Here is a 20,593-nt window from a genome sequence, read left to right on the forward strand (position 1 = left end):
ATATCTAAACAATATTATTTAGATTTACCATATAAAATGCTGTAATAAAATTTAACTTAAAATCTATGTTTCAGGATACTTGGCAAGGCAGATTGGATGGAGAAGAACTTCTTTTCCACAGAATATTTCAGAGAGTCAGAGAAGAACGTAATTATGACAATATCGCAGCGGATGATTTCGTTCTGCATGGTTTTGCCGTAGATGAAGGAGTAAGAAGAAATAAGGGCCGTCAGGGAGCAAAAGATGCTCCTGATGTGATCCGTAAAAATATGTCTAATTTTCCCGTAATACGTCCTGATTTTTCCCTTTTAGATTTTGGAAATGTAACCTGTGAAGACGGTGATCTGGAAAGCACCCAAAACACACTTGCGAAAAACGTATCCAAAGTATTGCTGAAGGGAGGAAAGTCACTTGTTTTTGGTGGAGGTCATGAAGTAACTTACGCTCATTATTTAGGAGTGAAAACAGCGTTTCCGGAACAAAAAATCGGAATTATCAATATTGACGCTCATTTTGACAACAGACAGCCGGAAGAGGGAGTGGGGGCAAGTTCAGGTACAGGATTCTGGCAGATTGCACAGGAAGGGCAGATCAATTCACTGCACATCGGAATACAGAGAAATTCAAATACATTGAAACTGTTTGATACAGCCCATCAGTACGGAATGAAGTACATCCTTGCAGACGAACTCTTTTTTGAAAACCTTCCTTCTATTTATCAGCGTATTGATGAACTTACAGAAAGTGTGGATTTTATCTATCTTACCATCTGTATGGATGTGTTCAACGCATCAATTGCTCCCGGAGTTTCAGCTTCCGCATATAATGGTATCTTTGCAGATACACCTTTTATGCACTTTTACAGGCATATTTTAAAAAGTAAAAAACTGATAGCGCTGGATGCAGCTGAAGTTAATCCTTCGCTTGATATTGAAGACAGAACCGCAAGATTGGCTGCGTGTCTTGTGAATGAATGGTTTATGATCTAGGATAAAATTATATTATTTCGATAGAGAAAATCATTCCTTTATTTACCCTTTAAGGAACAAAATTTGTTACTTTCACGATGCTTTTATAATAAAGGCATTAATAAATTCATTTTTGAATTTAAAACAGAAATTAGATTATGGAACAGTTAATTGAAAATAAGCTTATTAAAGCAGATAAGACATTTTCAGAATGGAGAAAAGTACCGTTTGAAGAAAAGCAAAAGCTGATTGCAAAAGCGGCAGAAATTTTAAAAAATAATTCGGAAAAATTCGGCAGGATCATCACGACAGAAATGAATAAACCTATTTCAGAGTCGATTGCTGAGGTCGAAAAATGTGCATTAATGATGAATTATTATGCAGATGCTGAAAATATTTTAAAACCTGAGAAAGTTGAATCTGAATTTACTTATTCTGAAGTTCATTATGTTCCGAAAGGGGTAATATTAGGCGTAATGCCATGGAATTTTCCTTTTTGGCAGGTGCTGAGGTTTGCGACACCCGCTATTTTATCCGGTAATACTGTAGTTCTAAAACATGCTTCGATCTGTTTCGGAAGCGGAAATGCTATTGAAGAAATCTTCATCGAGGCAGGATTTCCGGAAGGTGTTTTCCAGAATCTGGAAGTAGGACATCAAGCGGTAAAAGAGATTCTTGAGCACGATGCTGTAAAAGGAGTGAGCCTTACAGGTAGCGGAAAAGCAGGTGGAGAAGTAGCTTCAATTGCTGGTTTAAATATCAAAAAATCTTTATTGGAATTGGGTGGAAGTGATGCTTTCATTATTTTCGATGATGCAGATTTGGATGAAGCAGCAAAAGCAGGAGCGAAATCGAGACTGCAAAATTGCGGACAAACATGTACTGCTGCTAAAAGATTTATTATTGATGAAAAAATTGAAGATGAATTTTTACCGAAATTCATTGAAGAATATAAAACCTATGAAGTTGGAGATCCTTTAAATAAGGAAACTAAGTTAGCGGGAATGGCAAGACCGGATCTGGCTGATGAGCTGGAAGCTCAATTCAATCGGGCATTGGAAAATGGTGCTGAAATTATTATTCCTTTGGAAAGAATTTCTGAAAATGAATTTAAACCTGGTTTAATCCGCGTTCAGGAAGGAAATCCTATTTTAAAAGAAGAGCTTTTTGGACCACTGGGAATGGTGATGATTGCTAAAAGTGATGAAGAAGCTTTACAAATGGCTAATGATATTCCTTTTGGACTTTCCAATTCCGTTTGGACGAAAAAAGCAGACCGTCAGTTATTTTTTATCGAAAACCTGGAATCAGGAACGGTTAATATCAACAGAATGACGAGTTCTGATCCCCGTTTTCCATTCGGTGGAAGCAAGGGTTCAGGATATGGAACAGAGCTGTCGTTATTGGCTTTAAAGGAGTTTGTAACAGCAAGAACGATCGTAGGCAACTAGTTGTAAGAAGTACAATGTAAAAAGTACAATGTAAAAAGTATTAATGCATTAATGTAACATTTACAGTCATTCAATATAAAAAATCCCGGAAATATCTATTTCCGGGATTTTTGTATGCTTGTCAAAAAGTAATTTTGCTTATTGCTTATTGCTTATTGCTTATTGCTTATACTGTTGTCAGTCTCAGGGTATTCGTTTTTCCACCTTCGTAAGATGGAGTAGCATTGATGTTGATGACAAAATCTCCGCTTTCTATATAACCATGGTTATGCGTAAGCATATTTACCTGAATGATGGTCTCATCAGTAGACTTTTTCATGTCGTAATAGTAAGCATGAACTCCCCAAAGAAGGTTCAGCATGGTGATCACTCTTCGGTTTCCACTGTAAACGATGATCTGAGAATTTGGTCTGTGAGCGGCAAGCTGGAATGCTGTATATCCTGAGTGGGTAAGGGTTACAATTGCAGAAACATTGGTTGTTTTAGCAATTCTTACGGCTGCAAGACAAACTCTGTTGGTGATAAATCTCTCATCGATGCAGTTGTAATCTTTTTCGATAGGTTCATTTTTATGTTGGTAAAAATGAGTCGTCTCAATATTCTTTACAATTTTGGTCATGTTTTCAACAACCTGAATCGGATATCTACCTACAGAAGTTTCTCCTGAAAGCATCACTGCATCCGCACCGTCCAATACAGAGTTGGCAACGTCATTTACTTCCGCTCTTGTAGGCGTAAGGCTGTTGATCATTGTTTCCATCATCTGCGTAGCGATAATAACCGGCTTTGAATAGAATCTTGCTTTTTCTACCAGGTTTTTCTGGATAGCAGGAACTTCTTCCATAGGAACTTCCACACCAAGGTCACCACGGGCAACCATCAGTCCGTCACATTCCAATAGAATTTCGTCAATATTTTTAACGCCTTCCGGCTTTTCAATCTTAGCAATGATCGGAGTTTTGAACTTTCCGTTGGGATGGCTCTCGATCAGTTTTTTCAGGTCAATGATATCCTGAGCGTGACGAACGAAAGAAAGAGCGATCCAGTCAACCTCCATGTCAAGCATGAAATTAGCATCCTGAATATCCTTTTCCGTTAAAGCAGGAAGTGAAACATTCGTGTTAGGCAGATTAACTCCTTTTTTAGAACTAAGAGGCCCTCCCTGAATGGTCTTTGCTTTTACGGTATCTATTTGGTTAGTTTCAATAACCTCCAACATTAGCTTTCCGTCATCAATAAGGATTTTCTCCCCAACTTTTACGTCCTGAGGAAACTGCTGGTAAGTCATGTAAACCTTAGTGGAATCACCTTCTATTTTCTCATTGGTAAATGTAAGGATGTCTCCAGGGTTAAGGTATGAACCTTCTTTAACAACGCCTACTCTCAGTTTTGGCCCCTGAAGGTCTCCTAAGATTCCTATAGAGTAGCCATATTCCTTATTAAGCTCTCTGATAATTTCAATATTATTTCGAACTAAGTCATAGTCTGCATGTGAAAAATTTATTCTGAAAATATCAACACCCGCTTTCATCAGTCCTAACATTACCTCCTTCGATGACGAAGCAGGTCCTAGTGTTGCAATAATTTTTGTCTTCTTTAAATACTTATTCATAATACTGGATAATTTGATAAAGTTCCTCTTCAGAACTCAGTGTATAATCTTGTATCGGAAACACAAGATTTTCCGGGAGCAAAATTACGGAAAAATCAGGAATTTGTTCCGAAGTATGCAGAATATATTCTACATCTACCTGATTATTTAATAAAAATTTAATATTTTCTTCTTCTGTGAAGAGCTCAGTCTGCAGTTTTTTTTGCTTACTTTCCGAAGACCGGTTTGATATGAATGTAAAACATGTCTTTGTAAACTTATGATAAGCTTCAAATCTCGGAAAATGATAGTCGTAATAAGCCCCGTGAATAATCACATCTTTCTTTCTGGAAAAGGTAAGGCCGTTAAGTTGATTTGTTTTGTAGAAAAACTCATGAGCAGGTACATCTTTTGCTAATCTTACCAATCCTATGGCAATATCTTCAAATTCTGTATCATCCAGATCATAAAGTTTTTGGATTTCCAAGTATGTTTTCTTTTTTGTTTAAAATATAAAATGCTCTCTGCGCTGCTTTTTCTTCTGCTTTCTTCTTGGAAGTTTCCGTTGCGTTGGCGATTTTTTCATCTCCCAACCAGACGTGGCATCTGAATACAACCGCTTTATTGGCCTGGACCTCTTCGCAGGTTTCGTATTTTATATTTACTTTTTTCTTCTGACTCCATTCGAGCAGAAGACCTTTATAACTTACAATTTTATTTTCAAGCTTATTAATTTCAGTGGGCGTCAGCAATCTTTCCAGAATGATCCTTTTGCAGGCGTCATAATGGAAGTCGAGATAGACGGCACCGATGAGTGCTTCAAATAAATTTCCGGAAATATTCTCGCCCAATGCTGCAGATCCCTGCTTCTGCAAAAGATCGATGAGCTTTAGGTCTTCACCTAATTTATTAAGATTCTTCCTATTAACAATTTTAGATTTCATCTGAGTCAGATAACCCTCATTAGCCTGAGGATAGGTCTGGAACAGATGACAGGAAATAATTGTACCCAAAACAGAATCCCCCAAAAATTCAAGTCGTTCGTAATTGCTGTCTTGATTTTTAGAAGAACTTTTTAAAGAAAAAGCTTCGCGGTAAAGAGCAACATTCTGAACCTCTGCACCCAGCATTTTTTTCAGCTCGGTACTGAGAAAGTAGTCTCTTTCCGTTAATTTTCTTTTTCTTTGTCTGAGAAGGAATTTAGAAAAGTATTTCTGTAACTCCATTCATTGAATTTAGATTTTCTTAAATAGAACGCAAGCGTTATGCCCGCCAAATCCAAAAGTATTGCTCATGGCTACTTTTACATCTTTCTTAACAGCGTCTTTGAATGTGAAATTCAATCTTCTGTCAATATTTTCATCATCAGTAAAATGGTTGATGGTAGGCGGAACGATACCATGAATAATTGTTCCTAATGCAGCGATAGCTTCAATAACTCCAGCAGCACCCAAAAGGTGGCCTGTCATTGATTTTGTAGAATTAATCTGAATATCAAAAGCGTGCTCGCCAAATAATCTCGAAATTGCGTTGGATTCTGCAATGTCTCCTAATGGAGTAGAGGTACCATGCATGTTGATATGGTCTACTTCATCAGCAGTTAAGCCTGCGTCTTCCAAACAATTTTTCATTACCAGATAAGCTCCTAAGCCTTCAGGATGAGGGGCCGTCATATGATGTGCATCTGCACTCATACCGCCTCCCAGTAATTCTGCATAAATGGTAGCACCACGTTTTACCGCGTGCTCATATTCTTCAAGGATAATAGAACCTGCACCTTCGCCCAGTACAAAACCATCTCTGTCTTTGTCAAAAGGTCTTGAAGCTGTAGTAGGATCATCATTTCTTGTAGAAAGTGCCATCATCGCATTAAATCCACCGACACCACTTGCTGTAACGGCGGCCTCAGAGCCTCCGCATACAATCACATCAGCTTTTCCAAGCTGGATAATCATCATGGAATCAATTAAAGCATTGGCTGAAGATGCACAGGCTGATACCGTAGTATAATTCGGCCCGTGAAAGCCATACTCAATTGAAATATGTCCAGGAGTAATATCCGCAATCATTTTAGGAATAAAGAAAGGGTTGAATCTTGGAATTTCCGTATTCGCCCATCCTAAAACTTCAGTTTCGAAAGTTTCTAAACCTCCGATTCCTGAACCCCAAATTACGCCGACTCTGTTTTTATCTACATTGTCTTCCATAATTCTGGAGTGTGCTACCGCTTCTCTTGCGGCTACAAGCCCAAGTTGAGTATTTCGGTCCATTTTCTTTGCCTCTTTCTTATCGAAATGTTGCAATGGATCGAAGCCTTTTACTTCGCAAGCGAACTTAGTTTTAAAGTTTTTGGCATCAAAAAGAGTAATCGGAGCAGCACCGCTCTCACCTTTAAGAAGATTTTCCCAGTATTCTTTTGCATTATTTCCAATCGGTGTTATTGCGCCAAAACCGGTTACAACTACTCTTTTTAATTCCATAAACTTTTAAAATTTTCTTTTTTGTTGAAGAATATTATTTATTTACTACTTCTTCGATGTAAGCGATAGCGTGCCCTACAGTAGTAATTTTTTCAGCCTGATCATCAGGGATTTGAATATTGAATTCTTTTTCAAATTCCATGATTAACTCAACTGTATCCAATGAGTCAGCTCCTAAATCGTTTGTGAAGCTAGCTTCAGGAGTTACTTCTGTTTCTTCAACGTCAAGCTTATCAGCGATGATAGCTTTTACTCTTGATGCAATGTCTGACATAGTAAATTATTTTTTTAATTGTTAGATGGTGCAAATATATAAAATTCTTCACGATAAAACATTTTTTTAGTCTTTTTTGTGGGTAGACTATACTTATTTTATAGTGGAAAGTTTTAGTGTTTTAGTTTTCAGGTATTTATGTTTACTATGCAAATCATAAGTAAATTTAAGATCAGGAAGAGGTGAAAAAGCTTGATGAAACATGATGAATTGTAGGTTTTTTGATTCAGAAAAGATGAACCTGACAGGAATAAAGACCATTTTAATTGGTGATAACGGGCAGGGAAAAAAAAGTATTTTGAAATTTTTGTTCATAGAAGTTGAGCTAATTAACAAAGCAGAATTGAGCTGTTTAACAAAACGATTGGTTTGATATTGTAAGAACTTTGTCTCTATAAATTAAACCAAACAATATGAAACGAATAGACCGGGCCTATATCAACGGTGAATTTACCGCAATGAACGGAACAGAAGTATTTGATCTTATCAATCCGTCCAATCATGAAAAAATTGGAGAAGTGGTTTTAGGAGATGATAATGACACTAAAAAAGCAATTGCAGCAGCGAAGGAAGCTTTTAAAACTTTTTCTAAAACAGGGATAGAAGTGCGGATTGAGATTTTAAAAAAATTAAAAAAAGCCGTAGAAAAAAGAGAGAGTGAGCTTATTGAAACGATGATTCTTGAATATGGAGGAACGCGGCAGTTCTGTACTGCAGGTGTTCAGAATATGATAGGTGCTTTTGATCATATGATCGAAACACTGCACGATTTTGAATTTGAGAGAAAAGCTGGAAATACCCTTGTTCAGATGATGCCCGTCGGGGTGGTGGGTATTATCACTCCCTGGAATTCCAGCAACGGTTTTATATGCAGTAAATTTGCAACAGCGGTTGCAGCAGGCTGTACAGTTGTTGTAAAACCCAGTGAAATGAGTGCGCTTCAGACTCAGCTTTTGATAGAATGTTTTCACGAAGCTGGTTTGCCGAAGGGAATTTTCAATGTAGTGAATGGATTGGGAAGTGTAGTGGGGAATGAAATGGTAAATCACCCTGATATTGCCAAAATATCTTTTACAGGTTCTACCCAAACCGGAAAAATGATTGCTAAAGGAGCAGTAGACAGTATGAAAAGGGTAACTCTGGAACTTGGTGGAAAATCACCCAATATTATTCTGGATGATGCAGACTTTAAAAAGGCAATTCCTCAGGCTGTTTTTGGAGCGTATATGAATAGTGGACAAGCCTGTATTGCACCCACCCGTTTATTGGTTCCTGCGTCAAGACTGGAAGAGGTGAACAGGCTGGCAAAAGAAACGGCGCTTGACGTGATAGTTGGAAATCCTGCTAATGTAAATACCCATGTAGGTCCAATGGTTTCTGAAAAACAATATGAACGGGTGCAAAACTATATTCACTTAGGTTTGGAAGAAGGAGCTGATTTATTGGCTGGCGGTCCTGGAAAACCGGAAGGTCTTGAAAATGGAAATTTTGTGAAAGCGACCATATTTACCAATGTCCGAAACAATATGCGTATTGCGCAGGAAGAAATATTTGGTCCCGTACTTTCCATCATTTCTTATCAAAATGAAGAAGAAGCAATTTCTATTGCCAATGATACTCCTTATGGATTGGCTGCCTATGTGACTTCTTCTGACGAGAGACGTGCCCTGAAGGTAGCCTCTCAAATTGAAGCAGGAAGAGTTTGTGTTAATGGTTTTAAACATGATCCGTTAGCGCCATTCGGTGGATTTAAACAGTCGGGGATTGGAAGGGAATTTGGCGTGTTCGGTTTGGAAGAATACGTGGAACCTAAATCAATTTTAGTGTAAACAAACATTAAAAAATCTTATATTGAACAGTCAAGTCAGCGTTTTTTTGACTTGACTTTAATCTATAGAAAATGTCTGAAAATATCGATTACATCAATTATTCCTGCTACTTTACTGTTTTTCGTGAAGGGGAACAGTTTGTTTCTTACAATGCCTTATCGATGGTCATCTCAGGAGAAATGGAACTTAATGACGGAATACACAGGAGAATTTTCCGAAGTGGAGATGTATATCTGGTGAGGAAAAACCAATTATTGAAATTTCTTAAAAAACCTGGTGAAGAAGCCGGATTTAAATCTCTGTCTATCCGGTTTGATGATGATATGCTGAAGGATATGAGTGAGGAAGAACACTTTAATCTTCCGGAAAGAATAAAAACTCCAGCTTTTATCGATGTATCAGAAGTGAAGCATCTGAAATACTTCATGGAATCTCTGTTGCAATATCAGGATTTGCTCGAAAATAAATCTCCCGAACTGGCTTTATTGAAACAGAAAGAAGCTTTAATTCTTCTTTTTACGCATGACCATTCCATGAAGAATATTCTTTATGATATTTCTGATCCGTATAAAATAGATCTCGAAGGTTTTATGCTGAAGAATTATCATTTTAATGTGAAACTCGACCGTTTTGCCTACCTGACAGGAAGAAGTCTGGCGGCTTTTAAACGGGATTTTGAAAAAATATTCGGAACTGCACCCAGAAAATGGCTGCTTGAAAAGAGATTGGAGGAAGCTTATTATCTTTTGCAGAAAGGAAAGAAAGCAACTGAAATTTATCTTGAACTCGGGTTTGAAGATCTTTCTCACTTTTCATTTACATTCAAGAAGCAGTATGGATTGCCGCCGAGCAAGCTTTCTCTATAGCTTTTATAATGAAAACACAGAGCCTTCGGTATTTTAACTGAAGGCTTTTTTGTTATGAAAATACTCTGTCATTCAGTAATGAGCTTTAACCGGGAAATCAATGTTTCCAACCGTTAAAACATTAGCTTCATCGAAAATAATTCTGATTCATACCTGACCGGTCTACTTTTGAACCATAAAATTTAGACAATCATGCAAAAATCAGGTTTGACAGCAGTATTTTTTTTGACATTTTCTTTGATCAATGCTCAAAATACATTCGGTGAAAAACAAAAAACAATTCAGAATGGGGTTGAAAAAACTTCCGAAATCAAAGAAGTAGTAGTCACAGCCAACCGGAAAAAAACTTTTGAAAGAAAAATAGACCGTTTTGTGTTCAATACAGAGAATTCGATCGCTTCAAAAGGAGCGGACGGACTTGATGTTCTTGCTGCGACCCCGATGGTAAAAGCTGATGATGAAGGGAATATTGAGATTGTAGGAAAAAGTTCAGTATCAGTAATGATCAATGATAAACCGGTGAATCTTTCCGGAAAAGATCTGGTTTCTTATCTGAAGACAATCCGTTCAGAAAATATAGGCAGGATAGAAGTGATAACCACGCCACCCGCTAAATACGAAGCACAGGGCAACAGCGGAATTATCAATATTGTACTCAAGCAAAATACAAGTTTAGGGTTCAGCGGAAATATTTCTACAAGCTATCAAAGAAAATCAAGAAACGGATATTCTAACAACGGTTCCTTCAATTATCAATCGAAAAAGATCAATACGTCTCTGAGGCTGTCACAATTTAATAATGAAAAAAAGGCACAGGAGAATCTCTCCGTCAATGCAGATCATAGATTACAGAGTGAAAGCAGAAGATTAGATAGAAACAAAGGCTATGCAATCAATTACAGTATTGATTATGCTCTTAATGCAAAAACATCCCTGGGTGCCATCTTTAATTATTCTGATACCCGAACCGGAAATGATACTCAGAATTTTTCAAAGTATTACCAGGAAGCAGCATTGGATTCGATGGTCATCTCGGATACCTATACGGCCGGGAGAATGAAAAATACACAGTTAAACATGTATTATGAAAAAAAACTGGACAGCCTGGGAAAAAAGCTTTATGTGGGAGGGAATGTATTTGGAAGTAATAATACAAGTCCATTCTCATTAGCTTCTCAGTCTGAAAACACTGGAGTAAACTATCATATCAATTCAGATTACCAATACAGAATTTATTCCGGGCAGGTGGATTTTTATCTTCCTTTCAAAAATTTTACAGGAGAGATTGGTGGAAAATATACAAGGTTCAATACAGATACAGGTTTGGACTTTTTTGTAAACGATAATGGAATGCTGCAATATGATGAGAATCGGAGCAATGCTTTTGCGTACCATGAAAATAACTGGGCTTCCTATATGACCGTATCAAAAAAAATAAGCGACCAATGGGAAGGAAAAGCCGGATTGCGGTATGAATACACATCACTGAATGGTATTTCACGCGATGCTATGGGAGTGAAAAATGAGTATGGAAAATGGTTTCCAAGTGTGTATGTTGCCTATAAACCGGATATGAAACATATTTTTACTTTAAGTTATTCCAAAAGAATCACGCGTCCTGATGGAAGAGCCCTTAATCCCTCCACCATATATATTAATCCTTATTCTTACGTAACAGGAAATCCATATCTGAAACCCTCTTTCAGTAATAATTTTGAACTGGGGTATGTTTTTAAAAGCAAATTTTCCATGACAGCGTATTACCAGTCCAGTAAAGATAATTTTGGACAGATTGTTGGTCTGAAAGGTGCTGCCAATACTGTAAATTATCTTAATAATTACGACGAAACAGCAATAGGAATCAATACTACATTTTCGGGGACATATTTCAAAAGATGGGATATATACGCCTCGGCCAATTATGCGTATGTGAAGTCTAAAGGTCTGGCAGAACAGGTACAGGGATTAAACTCACATTCTTTATATTATTCAATCAACAATACCATTCATCTCAATGCCGGTAAAACATTTTCTTTCCTGTTGAACTTCTGGAACTTTCTGCCACATACCAAAGGAAATTTTGAATTCCAAAACACCTCGAATCTTTCTTCCGGTCTGAGAATGGCTTTCATGGATAAAAACCTGCAGATCAATATGACTGTTCAGGATATTTTCAAAGGGATGAAATTCAGAGGGAAGGCTTATTACAGCACCTATTCTACCTATTCCAATAATTATTATGATGCCAGAACTTTTACCATCAGTGCCACCTATCAGTTTGGAAACAACAAAGTAAAAGGAAACAGCAAACAGATAAAACTCGAAGAGGCAGACCGCGCCAACTAATACCATCGAATACATTTTCCTGTTCCTGATTTCATTTCAAAAAAAACTTAAATTATTTTTATTAATCTTACTTTTGGAGGAAGGTTTCAGGACATACCGGACAGTACATTCTGTCCGGTAACTCTATACCCACACAATACGACTATAAAAATCATGAATCAGCCAAGCCAGTCTGTTACCCCATTTTTAGAGAAGATCTCAAAACTCGATTTTGACAGATATTATACACCAGTTATCAGGATCATCTGCCACATTGTTGTATGGATGTTTTTTTCTGTATTGCTTTTCCTGAATTACAGGGTAGAACTTCATCTTCCGTTTGATTCAAGTTTTCTGTTGACAGCAAGAGGGACGGTGAATAATATGGTTGTATTTTACCTGTTTTTCTACGGCATTGTTCCTAAGATGTTTAAGAGTAATACCTTAGGCATTGTTTTACTTTTAATAGGTCTGCCGCTATGTGTTTATATCTGGCTTTCTGTGAATTATCTGCAATTGTTAGCCATGCATTCTCTTGGAATTGACATCCATAGCGGCCCGCTTAAAAATGTGGTGAGTAAAAATGCATCCCAGACTTTTGCCAAGGCGCTTTCCTTTGAGAATGTTTTTGGAAATGCTATGTTGGTCATCTATTCGTTTTCACCCACTTTTGTAATTAAAATAATTTTTGATATTACCAGACTGTTTAACCGAACCATCTATTTTCAGAGGCAGACATCGGAACTTCAATTGCAGAACCTAAGTATCGAAAAAGACTTTCTGAAGGCACAGCTCAATCCTCATTTTCTGTTTAATACCATGAACAATTTATATGGGCTGGTTGTGAAAAGAGATCCTGCTGCTCCTGACACCGTCATCAGTATTTCAGATTTAATGGCCTATACACTCTATGAATCCAATACAGAAAAAGTCTCTATGGAAAAAGAACTGGAATTTATCCGGAATTATTTTTCACTCGAAAAGATGAGGTATTCTGCTGATAAGGATATTCAGCTGAATATTGATGTTCCCCATGAAGTACAGCATATATTGATTGCTCCGCTTCTTACTTTTACTTTTATAGAAAATGGATTTAAATATGGATTAAAAAGCAACGGGCAAAACTTTTTAAAGGTTCATATTCGTTTTGTTGAAAATATTTTCTATTTTTCAATTGAAAATGATAAGGATGCAAAAACCACTGGCAGCCATATTCTGGGAGGTATAGGAATCAAAAATATCAAAAAAAGATTAGACCTTCTTTATCCTGATCAACATCAACTCACCATAGAAGACAGAGAAACGTCTTATTTTGTTTCGCTCTCTATAAATTTGACTTAAATGAACGGAAAATTACGATGCATTGTTATTGACGATGAGCCGATTGGCAGAGAACTGATTGTTGATTTTGTAAAAACAGTTCCTTTTTTGGACTTACTGGATTCGTACGAAGATCCGGTAGAAGCGCTGGCTTATCTTCAGGACAGCGAGGTCGATCTTATTTTCAGTGATATCCAGATGCCTAAAGTAAATGGAATAGAACTGATACGGTCACTTCCAAAACAGCCAGCCGTAATATTTGTAACCGCACACAGAGATTTTGCTTTGGAAGGTTTTGAAGATGGAGTAGTAGACTATCTTGTAAAACCTGTAGCCTACAGTCGTTTCCTTAAAGCGGCAAACCGGGCGAAAGAACGGATACAGACATTATCTCCCGCAGGTAAATCCATTGCTCCTGAAATACCGCAAAATAAAGAAGAGTTTAGTGACCGGATTTTTATTAAGGTCAATGGGAGGTTGGTAAAAGTAATATTGTCCGATATTCTTTATGTAGAAGCGTTGGGAGACTATCTTAAAATAGTTACTGATACAGAATCATTCACTACACTGGCCACATTAAAATCTATGGAAGAACTTTTAATGCCTCCTGTGTTCTTAAGGGTACAGCGTTCTTTCATTGTAAAACTCGCCTCAATCAAATCCATTTCCGGAAATGTTATTGAACTCAATAATGGGAAAACCATCACCATTGCCACCACAAAAAAAGAGGAACTTTTTAGTCTGCTGGGAATTTAATTTTTGACTGTACATCAATAATCCTGCTTATTTCTTCAATAAACTGCGTATAGGAGACCTGTCCGGTTAATATTCCGATGGAGAAACGGTATTTATTGCCGAGTCGGATAAGAATGATGTCTTTAGGAAGAAATAATGATATGACAATGACAACGGAACCATTTCTGACGTGCTTTTCAAGATCATGATGTACTATAGTTTTGGAATCGATATCCCAAAATATAATCTGCTGTTCTCTATTATTTTCTGCTCCTTCAGATTGTAAAAACAAGCAGGGAGCTGATTTGATAAAAGTTTCAATTTTATTATAAATAACAGGGTTGTCCGAAATTATTTGGCAGTGGATCCACATAAGCATATGATTATTCTGTGACCAAATTTGGACTATTAAAATTTTTTAATCAAAATACTTCGGCAGAATGGAATGCCTGTCCGGTGAAAGACAATTTTATTGGGATGAACGTATATTCGTTATGATTTACAGAAGTATTGGATCCCGGTATTCATTTGTAAATTTTTCCTGAACAAGATCTTCAGTTTCAGATAAAATGTCGTCCAGATGATCCGGCTTATATTGCAGTCCTAATTCACTGAGTGCTTTTTTTGTGTTTTTCCCAATCTGTCCATCAAGGTTCCCGATCTCTTTTCCAAGTCGGATAAGATTCGCCTGGATCATAGCCTGTTTTTGGTTTTCTCCAAAGAAATCTACATACACTCCGATAGAAAGAATAGCACTTGCTGCAGCGGCTTTGTAAGGTTTGAAATTTGTTCCTTTGCCTTGGGTATAATAATCATAAATGATCTGATGGCTTCCTCGGCATTCAAAATGCCAGGATTCAGAAAGATTTTTTTTCGGTTCATTAATGATCGGAACGACTCCATATTTACGGGCTATTTTCCAGAAATCGGATAATGAGATTTTTATGGCACCTAAATCAAGGTCAAAAGCTCTTCCGGATTCATGAAAACTTCCTCCGGGAGCGGGGCTGAAGGCTTTCTTTTTCCCGGATAGATAGTCGTTATGGGATTGTGTCTGCATTTCGTAGCTTCTGAAAAGGTCACTCAGTATTAGTTTTCCTCCTTTTGCTGAAAGGTCAGTAGAAATATTAAGCAGTGCAGTAAAGGTATCAGCCGTGCATCTCGCCATTCGTTGAGGTAAAGGAAGTAGATCTCCCAATTTGTTTTTATAGATTGAAATAATCTCAATCGGGAATAAGGGTGATTTCATAATGACTGTATTTAATGTAGTGTTGAATTGTAAGCCTTTCGTTCGATTGATAAGCCAATACGAACGTTGTTAAGATACTTTACCAAATGTAAGATGATTATTTTCGGTAACAATACTCCTTTTGTGTAGTTTTTGGGACTTTCTTTTATTCGTTTTTTCTTCCACTGCAGTTTAAAGATAATCATTTTCATACTGATTTAAAAACAGATAGACATTTTTTAATTTTTATGAGTCAAATTTTTCATACATTTGCATAACTAGTTATGTAATTAGTTATGTTAATGTTGAATTTGAAATAATTTATATCTCTCATACATCTAAATAAGAAGTGAAAAGCTTCCCTAACAAAAGTGAATCCTATTAAACAGAAAAAATACGTATATGGACTTTTTTAACAGAACCGGTAAAATGGCTTTAGGCAGCAGATTACGCCTGTTGACCGGCATGGTAACAGATGATGCCGCAAAAATTTATGAGTTGTATGATACCGATTTTTCCCCTAAGTGGTTTCCGGTATTCTTTGTTTTGTTTGAGGACGGAGAAAAAACGATCACTGAAATTGCAGAACAGATTGGACATTCTCAGCCGTCAGTGACCAAAATCATCAAAGAAATGGCCAGCGCAGGATTGGTTCAGGATAATCTCAAGTCAAAAGACAAGCGTAGAAATGTAGCCGGACTTACAGAAAAGGGTAAAGTATTGGCCGAAAAAATGATGAGCATTCAGTGTGCTGATATAGATGTGGCGATTGACGGTATTATTTCAGAAGCAACACACAATCTTTGGGATGCCATCGCTGAATGGGAATTTTTGCTTGAAAAAAAATCAATGTTCAAAAGAGTTCAGGAGCAAAAGAAGCTTCGCGAAAGTAAAGATGTACAGATTGTAGCATATCAATCCCAATACCAGTCCGCTTTCAAATCATTGAATGAAGAATGGATTTCGACCTATTTTGAAATGGAAGAGGCTGATTATAAAGCTCTGGATAATCCGGAAGATTACATTTTGAAAAACGGGGGTAAAATATTCGTAGCCTTATATAATGATGAACCTTTGGGAGTTTGTGCATTGATCAAAATGGACGATCCCAATTACGATTTTGAAATGGCAAAAATGGCGGTTTCACCAAAGGCTCAGGGAAAGAATATAGGATGGCTGCTTGGCCAGGCAGTGATCAAATCAGCCAAAGAAATGAATGCTTCCAAAATTTATCTCGAGAGCAATACGATTCTAAAACCTGCCATCAATTTATATTATAAAATGGGATTTGAAAAAATTGCAGGGCATCATACCCCTTATAAGAGGTGCAATATTCAAATGGAATTAAAACTTCATAAGTAATGGATATGTACGAAAAAATAAAGCAAAGTTTTGATCAGCAGGGTTTGATGAAAACCTTAAAAGCCGAGTTGGTCAGTGTTGAAAATGGAGAGGTTAAAATTTCCTGCACATTTTCTGAAGCATTGACTCAGCAGCATGGGTTCTTTCATGCCGGAGTTGCCACAAGTATTGTAGACAGTGCCTGCGGTTATGCCGCTATGACTATGATGCCCGAAGATACAGAAGTATTAACCGTTGAATTTAAAGTTAACTTTATGAAACCGGCAAAAACAGATAAACTGATTGCCGTTGGTAAAGTCCTTCAATCCGGGAAAACACTGACGGTTTGTGAAGGCTATGTATATGACAGCAGCGGAGAAAAGCTGATATCAAAAATGACAGCAACGATGATTGGGGTGTCAAAATAGATATTAATTCAATAACGATTTTTAATGAAAAAGAGAATCTGTGTTTTACAGGCTCTCTTTTTTGTAGAGTAAAAGTCTACAACATTTGTAAATTTCATTCTACTTTCTATAAAGTGGAAATGAATGTATTGAAAGTACTTCCGTATTGTTCTCTATTCTTTAAATTTCCGTGTCCTCCTTCAGGAATTAAAATTAATTCTTTCTCAGGAATTTTAATTTTCGAAAATATTCTTTCTGCATGATCAGGAGTGATTACATCATCCAGCTCACCATGAATAATTAAACTTGGAATTAAAATTTCGTGTGCCCTATTACCGGTATTTAATCTGAAATCTGGAGCATTATCACCAAAAATACTGATCTCTGCTATGGACGAATATGCACTTTCCAGAATAACAGCTTTGGCTTTCTTTCTTGTGGCAAGATAGGCAGCTTGTGAGGTTCCCATAGAATAACCATACAGAATTATATTTTCTGGCTTGTACCCTAATTTCAAGGCATAATCATAAATTTTTTCCGAATCTAAATACATATTCTGTTCACTTTCAATTTTTCCTGTGGATTTTCCAAATCCCCGGTAATCAAATGTCAAAACATTGTATCCCCAATCTAATATAATTGAATGATTATCAAGAAAATTTTGAAGGTTTTTTGCGTTACCCTGAAAGTAAAGAAGCAATAACGGACTGTTATCGTTTTTGTAATGAAACCCATTCAAGGTAACATCAGATTCGATATCAATAAATAATTCCTGAGCATTTTCAGGTAAGTGAAATTGATAATTCTTATCCAAAGGGATGGGCTCAAAAATGAGATCTGTTTGTTTTTTAATATCCATAATGTATATTATTGGTTTGAATAATCTTATGTTAAAATTCTTTCTGCATTCTTTCTGGCAAGTTCAATTGGCCAGCTTTGTTTGAAAATCTTACTTTCAACAGTTGCTCCTTCATAAAGCAGGTAAATCGTATCGGCTATTTCAAGAGCTGTGATATGTTCGGTATATATTTCAGATGTTAGGGTGTACAGAAAATCTCTGAATTTCTGTTTGTGGGCTACTGACATTGTGGTAATTTGTTCATCCTCGCCAGCTATTTCTGTCATGATGTTTATAATACGGCAACCATTATAGTAATTTTTCCTGGTATGCTGATCAAGGAAAGAAAAAACAGCAATCAATTTATCTTTCGGATTGCTGAACTTGTCAAGTTCTTTAATAAGCCCGGTAAACCAGTGATCACTGGATCTTTCGACATAAGCCTGACCGAGTTCGCTTTTCGATTTAAAATGATTGTATAGAGAACCCTTGGCCACTTTGGCTTCATCAATAATCTGATTAATCCCTGTTGACTGATAACCTTGGAAATAAAATAACGTGTCGGCTGTTGCTATAATTCTGTTTTTCGTATCCATGATACAAAAGTAAAAATATATTTCACAAAATAGACAGACTTGTTTATTTTTATTTATTGTTTTTTATGAATTACTTATTAGAGCTTTGTAAATCAGTATTCTGTAAATGGATTAAATTCGGTTGTCTGTTCCTGTTTGTGGTATTAATGTATAAACCTAGCTGTTAGCTGATTTCCTAATTTGGATTATTTATTATACGGTTTCCTCTATTAAAAAAATGCAGTCACGTTTTTATGAAGGGTTGAGAGATTAGAATGTTGCGTAAATACTATATAAACAAAATAAACCACTGTAAAAACAGTGGTTTATTATTTATTAAGTGGAGTTGGAGGGATTCGAACCCTCTTTCAAACAAGCAATACATAAGACTTCTACATGCCCGAAGACAAAGCAGACCCATTGTTTTAGGCTTATCTTTTAGAGTTCGGATACAATTTTGGGAACAATTTTGAATCGAAAATTTATGGCATCAGTTAGTTTTTTTTACAAGAGGTAAAGTTGAAAACAAGAGTAGTACAATCTGGATACGGTTAAGAGATAAGGAGGTAGATATAAAAGTCCCTCTCCCACACTTAAAATGTAAACCCAAAGATTGGAAAAATGGAAAATGTATTATAAGTTCACGAAATGTGAACAATAATTTAGTTGAATTGAATATTGAGCTTATCAGACTGGAGACAAAAATAATTTCAGATGACACAAACTACAAACCTGAAATAGATTTAAAGGGTTGGCTTGAAGCTACTGTCTATCCCGAAAAAGTTATTTCAGAAAAGATAGAACCACGGTCAGACAACATACTTTCGTTTATTGATGATTACATTAATCTAAAGAAAGATATTGTAAGTGAATCAACCATTAAGAAAGCAAACGTTGTTAAACAGTTGATAAAGCCTTATTGTAATGACCTTAAGGCTAGAAAAAAAACCTTTAAACATTTGAAGTTCTCTGATTTAGATAATTCTTTCAGAGTGGATTTTGAAAAGTATTGTCTTCGAGAGAACTATAAAACATCTACAACTTATCGAAATCTTAAATTTTTGAAAATGATTTGTAAGGTTGCTGAGTCTCTTGATATAGAAGTACATAAATATGCTTTTTTGTGGAAATTTGATATAGAGAAAGCTTCTAGAAATGTCCCGAAATCTGTTTACCTCACTTTTGATGAGTTAGACAAAATTGAAAGAACAGAGATGCCGAGTGAACACTTGGATAATGCTAGGGATTGGTTGTTGATAGCTTGCTATACAGGACAGAGGGTTAGTGATTATTTGAGGTTTAATTCCAGTATGATTGTAAGAGATGATGAGAATCAATCTTACATAGAGTTTAATCAAGTCAAAACGGGAACTAAGATGCAAATTCCATTACTACAAAAAGTACAAAATATTTTGCTGAAAAAAGGAGGTGAATTTCCACGCAAGATTTCTGATGTAAATCTTAACCTATACATTAAAGATGTTTGTGAGCTAGCTGGTATAGATGAGGTCTTATATAACGGAAAGGTTATGACAATTGAAAGGGAAAACAAAAGTAAGATAACACGAAAGGTATTTGGAAACTATCCAAAATTTCAGCTTGTAACCTCTCACATTGGACGTAAAAGCTTTGCTACAAATTTCTACGAGAAAATTCCAATAACCTACTTGTTAAACTTTACTGGGCATAAGACGGAAAGGCAATTCCTAGCTTATATAAGTAAAACAGATGTTGAGAAAGCAAAGTCAACGGCAAAGATTTTTAAAAGTCTTGGTTTCTAAATATCTTGTTATAGAGTATCTGCCAAAATTAATTTTTGCTCTATTAAAACTTTTTGATTTCTGGGTATCGCTGAGTGTACAAAATAAGATGTATATTTAAATAAAACTTTAACAATGAATAATATCTTAATTGAAAACGGACTATCACAGGAGATTCTATCATCTGATGAATTTAAAAAGAAAATAAGTATAGCAAAACTTAACCTTGAAGATTACAATGTAAGATTGAACACATCTTATGACTTAACTTACAAAGATGTAGGTGAGGAGAAATGGAAGTTTACTCTTGATGATTCTGATAATCATAGAGATGAGATAGCTGGAGATGTTAATTTTTTTATTCTTTGGAATACTGAGAAGATTGATAAGGTATACTTTGAAAATTTTTATCAAAATATTAAAAATTATGAATACTGGATATCCTAATTTAGCTTCCAGTTAAAGTTAAGCATAAAACCTTAATTTTAACTTATGAAACGAGAGCGAAAAATCTACGATCCAGCTTTTAAAACCAAAGCCGTTCAATTAAGTAATGAGCGAACTAATATCTCGGAACTCGCACGAGAACTCGGAATTGCAGTCAC

Annotated in this window: 20 protein-coding genes; 11 read left to right on the top strand and 9 right to left on the bottom strand. The window is 36.2% G+C overall.

From position 1 onward, the window contains the following. The first annotated feature begins 65 nt into the window (after positions 1 to 65). On the top strand, positions 66 to 989 hold the full coding sequence (gene hutG / locus IW16_RS16750; protein WP_034746842.1) for a formimidoylglutamase: 924 nt from the start codon (positions 66 to 68) through the stop codon (positions 987 to 989). A 137-nt stretch (positions 990 to 1,126) separates the two neighbouring features. Continuing rightward, positions 1,127 to 2,419 carry an aldehyde dehydrogenase family protein gene (locus IW16_RS16755; protein WP_034746845.1) on the top strand — a complete coding sequence of 431 codons (1,293 nt, stop codon included), beginning with the start codon at positions 1,127 to 1,129 and terminating at the stop codon, positions 2,417 to 2,419. A 166-nt stretch (positions 2,420 to 2,585) separates the two neighbouring features. On the opposite strand, the gene pyk is transcribed toward IW16_RS16755, so the two are convergent. Genes pyk through IW16_RS16780 form a run of 5 tightly spaced genes read right to left on the bottom strand, consistent with a single transcriptional unit; the run spans position 2,586 to position 6,764 of the window. Then, positions 2,586 to 4,031 (bottom strand): pyruvate kinase, encoded by a 1,446-nt coding sequence (pyk, locus tag IW16_RS16760; protein ID WP_034746847.1) that lies wholly within the window; start codon positions 4,029 to 4,031, stop codon positions 2,586 to 2,588. Continuing rightward, positions 4,024 to 4,497, bottom strand: coding sequence for an IPExxxVDY family protein (locus IW16_RS16765; RefSeq protein ID WP_034746850.1), 474 nt, complete (start codon positions 4,495 to 4,497; stop codon positions 4,024 to 4,026). The genes pyk and IW16_RS16765 overlap by 8 nt, the downstream gene beginning before the upstream one ends. Beyond that, complete coding sequence (gene rnc, locus IW16_RS16770; protein WP_034746853.1) at positions 4,475 to 5,236, bottom strand: ribonuclease III; 762 nt, start codon at positions 5,234 to 5,236, stop codon at positions 4,475 to 4,477. The genes IW16_RS16765 and rnc overlap by 23 nt, the downstream gene beginning before the upstream one ends. A gap of 9 nt (positions 5,237 to 5,245) precedes the next feature. After that, a complete protein-coding gene (fabF, locus tag IW16_RS16775; protein ID WP_034746857.1) occupies positions 5,246 to 6,490 on the bottom strand; it encodes a beta-ketoacyl-ACP synthase II in 1,245 nt (414 codons plus the stop codon). 34 nt (positions 6,491 to 6,524) lie between these two features. Beyond that, entirely contained in the window at positions 6,525 to 6,764 is a 240-nt protein-coding gene (locus IW16_RS16780) for an acyl carrier protein (protein WP_002976354.1), read from the bottom strand. Positions 6,765 to 7,177: 413 nt separating this feature from the next. Here IW16_RS16780 and IW16_RS16785 point away from each other — a divergent pair, with 413 nt between their 5' ends. The 5 genes from IW16_RS16785 to IW16_RS16805 all read left to right on the top strand — a co-directional run bounded on the left by IW16_RS16785 (position 7,178) and on the right by IW16_RS16805 (position 13,860). Next, positions 7,178 to 8,593, top strand: a complete 1,416-nt coding sequence (locus IW16_RS16785) for an aldehyde dehydrogenase family protein (protein WP_117590657.1) — start codon at positions 7,178 to 7,180, stop codon at positions 8,591 to 8,593. A 71-nt stretch (positions 8,594 to 8,664) separates the two neighbouring features. Continuing rightward, complete coding sequence (locus IW16_RS16790; protein ID WP_034746864.1) at positions 8,665 to 9,459, top strand: helix-turn-helix domain-containing protein; 795 nt, start codon at positions 8,665 to 8,667, stop codon at positions 9,457 to 9,459. Between the two features lie 192 nt (positions 9,460 to 9,651). Continuing rightward, on the top strand, positions 9,652 to 11,805 hold the full coding sequence (locus IW16_RS16795) for a TonB-dependent receptor domain-containing protein (protein WP_034746867.1): 2,154 nt from the start codon (positions 9,652 to 9,654) through the stop codon (positions 11,803 to 11,805). A gap of 153 nt (positions 11,806 to 11,958) precedes the next feature. Continuing rightward, positions 11,959 to 13,125 carry a sensor histidine kinase gene (locus tag IW16_RS16800; protein ID WP_034746870.1) on the top strand — a complete coding sequence of 389 codons (1,167 nt, stop codon included), beginning with the start codon at positions 11,959 to 11,961 and terminating at the stop codon, positions 13,123 to 13,125. After that, positions 13,126 to 13,860, top strand: a complete 735-nt coding sequence (locus IW16_RS16805) for a LytR/AlgR family response regulator transcription factor (protein WP_034746873.1) — start codon at positions 13,126 to 13,128, stop codon at positions 13,858 to 13,860. Here IW16_RS16805 and IW16_RS16810 read toward each other — a convergent pair. Both IW16_RS16810 and IW16_RS16815 read right to left on the bottom strand, forming a co-directional pair. After that, complete coding sequence (locus IW16_RS16810) at positions 13,841 to 14,131, bottom strand: hypothetical protein (RefSeq protein ID WP_131327924.1); 291 nt, start codon at positions 14,129 to 14,131, stop codon at positions 13,841 to 13,843. The genes IW16_RS16805 and IW16_RS16810 overlap by 20 nt on opposite strands. A 207-nt stretch (positions 14,132 to 14,338) precedes the next feature. Beyond that, the gene (locus tag IW16_RS16815; RefSeq protein ID WP_117590658.1) at positions 14,339 to 15,088 is read right to left on the bottom strand and encodes a M15 family metallopeptidase domain-containing protein; all 750 of its coding nucleotides are present in this window, start codon (positions 15,086 to 15,088) and stop codon (positions 14,339 to 14,341) included. 381 nt (positions 15,089 to 15,469) lie between these two features. Between IW16_RS16815 and IW16_RS16820 the strand changes: the two genes are divergently transcribed. Next, positions 15,470 to 16,429 carry a bifunctional helix-turn-helix transcriptional regulator/GNAT family N-acetyltransferase gene (locus IW16_RS16820; RefSeq protein WP_034746882.1) on the top strand — a complete coding sequence of 320 codons (960 nt, stop codon included), beginning with the start codon at positions 15,470 to 15,472 and terminating at the stop codon, positions 16,427 to 16,429. Beyond that, positions 16,429 to 16,836: a PaaI family thioesterase gene (locus tag IW16_RS16825; protein WP_034746885.1), complete on the top strand. Its 408-nt coding sequence runs from the start codon at positions 16,429 to 16,431 to the stop codon at positions 16,834 to 16,836. Before IW16_RS16820 ends, IW16_RS16825 begins: the two co-directional genes overlap by 1 nt. Positions 16,837 to 16,942: 106 nt before the next feature. Here the strand turns inward: IW16_RS16825 and IW16_RS16830 are convergent, their stop codons facing one another. Together IW16_RS16830 and IW16_RS16835 are read right to left on the bottom strand one after the other, a co-directional pair. After that, on the bottom strand, positions 16,943 to 17,674 hold the full coding sequence (locus tag IW16_RS16830; RefSeq protein ID WP_034746888.1) for an alpha/beta hydrolase: 732 nt from the start codon (positions 17,672 to 17,674) through the stop codon (positions 16,943 to 16,945). Between the two features lie 26 nt (positions 17,675 to 17,700). After that, a complete protein-coding gene (locus tag IW16_RS16835) occupies positions 17,701 to 18,249 on the bottom strand; it encodes a TetR/AcrR family transcriptional regulator (protein ID WP_034746891.1) in 549 nt (182 codons plus the stop codon). Between the two features lie 629 nt (positions 18,250 to 18,878). On the opposite strand from IW16_RS16835, the gene IW16_RS16840 reads away from it, so the two are divergent. Next, positions 18,879 to 20,009 carry a phage integrase SAM-like domain-containing protein gene (locus tag IW16_RS16840; protein WP_034746894.1) on the top strand — a complete coding sequence of 377 codons (1,131 nt, stop codon included), beginning with the start codon at positions 18,879 to 18,881 and terminating at the stop codon, positions 20,007 to 20,009. A 114-nt stretch (positions 20,010 to 20,123) separates the two neighbouring features. Further along, a complete protein-coding gene (locus tag IW16_RS16845; RefSeq protein WP_034746897.1) occupies positions 20,124 to 20,435 on the top strand; it encodes a hypothetical protein in 312 nt (103 codons plus the stop codon). Positions 20,436 to 20,593 lie beyond the last annotated feature (158 nt).

Source organism: Chryseobacterium vrystaatense, from assembly GCF_000737765.1.
Classification (GTDB): domain Bacteria; phylum Bacteroidota; class Bacteroidia; order Flavobacteriales; family Weeksellaceae; genus Chryseobacterium; species Chryseobacterium vrystaatense.

Bases quoted from the DNA above. Each gene is read 5' to 3' on its own strand.
- hutG (WP_034746842.1), top strand. From the start codon at position 66: ATGTTTCAGGATACTTGGCAAGGCAGATTGGATGGAGAAGAACTTCTT.
- IW16_RS16755 (WP_034746845.1), top strand. From the start codon at position 1,127: ATGGAACAGTTAATTGAAAATAAGCTTATTAAAGCAGATAAGACATTT.
- pyk (WP_034746847.1), bottom strand. From the start codon at position 4,031: ATGAATAAGTATTTAAAGAAGACAAAAATTATTGCAACACTAGGACCT.
- rnc (WP_034746853.1), bottom strand. From the start codon at position 5,236: ATGGAGTTACAGAAATACTTTTCTAAATTCCTTCTCAGACAAAGAAAA.
- fabF (WP_034746857.1), bottom strand. From the start codon at position 6,490: ATGGAATTAAAAAGAGTAGTTGTAACCGGTTTTGGCGCAATAACACCG.
- IW16_RS16780 (WP_002976354.1), bottom strand. From the start codon at position 6,764: ATGTCAGACATTGCATCAAGAGTAAAAGCTATCATCGCTGATAAGCTT.
- IW16_RS16785 (WP_117590657.1), top strand. From the start codon at position 7,178: ATGAAACGAATAGACCGGGCCTATATCAACGGTGAATTTACCGCAATG.
- IW16_RS16790 (WP_034746864.1), top strand. From the start codon at position 8,665: ATGTCTGAAAATATCGATTACATCAATTATTCCTGCTACTTTACTGTT.
- IW16_RS16795 (WP_034746867.1), top strand. From the start codon at position 9,652: ATGCAAAAATCAGGTTTGACAGCAGTATTTTTTTTGACATTTTCTTTG.
- IW16_RS16800 (WP_034746870.1), top strand. From the start codon at position 11,959: ATGAATCAGCCAAGCCAGTCTGTTACCCCATTTTTAGAGAAGATCTCA.
- IW16_RS16805 (WP_034746873.1), top strand. From the start codon at position 13,126: ATGAACGGAAAATTACGATGCATTGTTATTGACGATGAGCCGATTGGC.
- IW16_RS16815 (WP_117590658.1), bottom strand. From the start codon at position 15,088: ATGAAATCACCCTTATTCCCGATTGAGATTATTTCAATCTATAAAAAC.
- IW16_RS16820 (WP_034746882.1), top strand. From the start codon at position 15,470: ATGGACTTTTTTAACAGAACCGGTAAAATGGCTTTAGGCAGCAGATTA.
- IW16_RS16825 (WP_034746885.1), top strand. From the start codon at position 16,429: ATGGATATGTACGAAAAAATAAAGCAAAGTTTTGATCAGCAGGGTTTG.
- IW16_RS16830 (WP_034746888.1), bottom strand. From the start codon at position 17,674: ATGGATATTAAAAAACAAACAGATCTCATTTTTGAGCCCATCCCTTTG.
- IW16_RS16835 (WP_034746891.1), bottom strand. From the start codon at position 18,249: ATGGATACGAAAAACAGAATTATAGCAACAGCCGACACGTTATTTTAT.
- IW16_RS16845 (WP_034746897.1), top strand. From the start codon at position 20,124: ATGAATAATATCTTAATTGAAAACGGACTATCACAGGAGATTCTATCA.